Annotated in this window: 2 protein-coding genes; one reads left to right on the forward strand and one right to left on the reverse strand. The window is 45.3% G+C overall.

The window, feature by feature from the left end; all coding sequences use genetic code 11:
• Nucleotides 1-1,136: sigma-54-dependent Fis family transcriptional regulator (locus GX089_04040; GenBank protein NLP01643.1), on the forward strand; the 1,136-nt coding region annotated here is incomplete at its 5' end.
• 1 nt (nt 1,137) lies between these two features.
• Here the strand turns inward: GX089_04040 and GX089_04045 are convergent.
• Nucleotides 1,138-1,697: hypothetical protein (locus GX089_04045; protein NLP01644.1), on the reverse strand; the 560-nt coding region annotated here is incomplete at its 5' end.

Consider the following 1,697-nt stretch of genomic DNA (forward strand, 5'->3'; position numbering starts at 1 on the left):
TAATTATCCTTACCGGAAATGCCACACTGGAGAGCGCGATCGAGTGCATGAAGCTTGGTGCGTTTGAATATGTGAGAAAACCCTATTCTCTTAATGAACTGCTGATACAGATAGAACGTGCCATAGCTCACCAGCGTTCACAGCTTGATTTGAAGATTCTCCGTGATGAACTCAAGAAAAGCGGCATCGGAGGTAAGCTGATTGGCAGAAGTAAACTGATGCAGGAACTTCAGGAAGTGATTTCCCGCATCGCGCCTACCCAGTCGACTGTTCTTGTTCTGGGAGAGAGCGGGACAGGAAAGGAACTGGTAGCAAGGTCAATTCATGATCAAAGTTTACAAAAGGATAAACCCTTTATTGCGATCAACTGTGCTTCTTTCTCAGAAACGCTTCTTGAGAGTGAACTTTTCGGATATGAAAAGGGTGCTTTTACCGATGCAAAAACCCAGAAACGCGGCCTGGCGGAAATAGCTGACGGTGGGACTCTGTTTCTTGATGAAGTAGGGGAGATACCGGTCCATTTTCAGGCCAAACTGCTGCGTTTTCTCGAAACAGGTGAAATAAGGCGTGTTGGGGGTACAAAGGATATTTCTCTCGATGTCAGGATAATCTGTGCCACTAACCAGCCGCTGGAAATTCTGGTGGAAAAAAATCAGTTCCGTGCAGATCTTTTTTACCGGCTGAACGTGCTTTCAGTTACAGTTCCGGCACTTAGGGATCGGGTAGACGACATCCCGCTTCTTGTCAATAGTTTTGTCAGCGCGCAGGGTTTTCACAAAGAGTTTACAAAAAGCGCCATGGATGTCCTCAAGGCGTATTCCTGGCCCGGCAATGTGCGGGAGCTTAAAAATGTTGTTGAACGCACCTGCATTCTCTCATCAAAAAACGAGATTACAGCTTATGACCTCTCATTTCTGAAAACAAAGAAGAGTGAAAGTCCTGTTCAACAGGTTCCTGCAGAAAGTGACAACAAAACAGATGTATTGAGTTTAAGTGAGATGGAGCGTAAGCACATTATCCATGTTTTAGGCCTTGTAAATGGACACAGGGGGAAAGCTGCCAGGCTTCTGGAGATAAATCCAAAGACTCTGTATCTTAAAATGAAGGCCTACAATATTGTCTCTGTGTATGAGTGATTTATCCCAGCCCTGAAATTCTTCTGTAGCCCCACTCTACAAGCATCAGCAGCAGAATAACTGTAAGCAGGAACCATGACCGTGATATCCGAAAGCTCTTCAGTGTGGCTTCAGTGCTGGATTCCGGTTTTTCTGAAATCTCCTGTAAAGACATGGTGTCAAGAAGATTGATCTCCCTGCCTAATTCTCTCAGAATAGAGGTGTTCTGAGCTGTAACCATGAACTCGCTTCTGTCTGGTTCTATGAACAGAGAGTCCTTGAAAGTAAAAACCTTTTTTCCCGAAGATGCGCTGCAGGAAAAGAGGTATTCCCCTGGACTAAGTGACGCAATGGTCATGTATTGTTTAGCAGAACCGGTATTTATCAAGGTTAAGGTCGTGTCCATAACCAGCTTACCGTTAAGATCGGAAAAGCTGCAGGTGAGCTTTACCTGAGAGGAGACCGGGATTTCTGAAGGAAATGAGAGGGCAAACTGGATAGTACCAGGCCGCGGTGACTTATACGGCCATGAATAGAAATGATTTGAAAGACGCGCAAGGAGCATGTCTTTAAGTGTGGAGA

The sequence above is a fragment of the Fibrobacter sp. genome (assembly GCA_012523595.1).
GTDB lineage: Bacteria > Fibrobacterota > Chitinivibrionia > Chitinivibrionales > Chitinispirillaceae > JAAYIG01.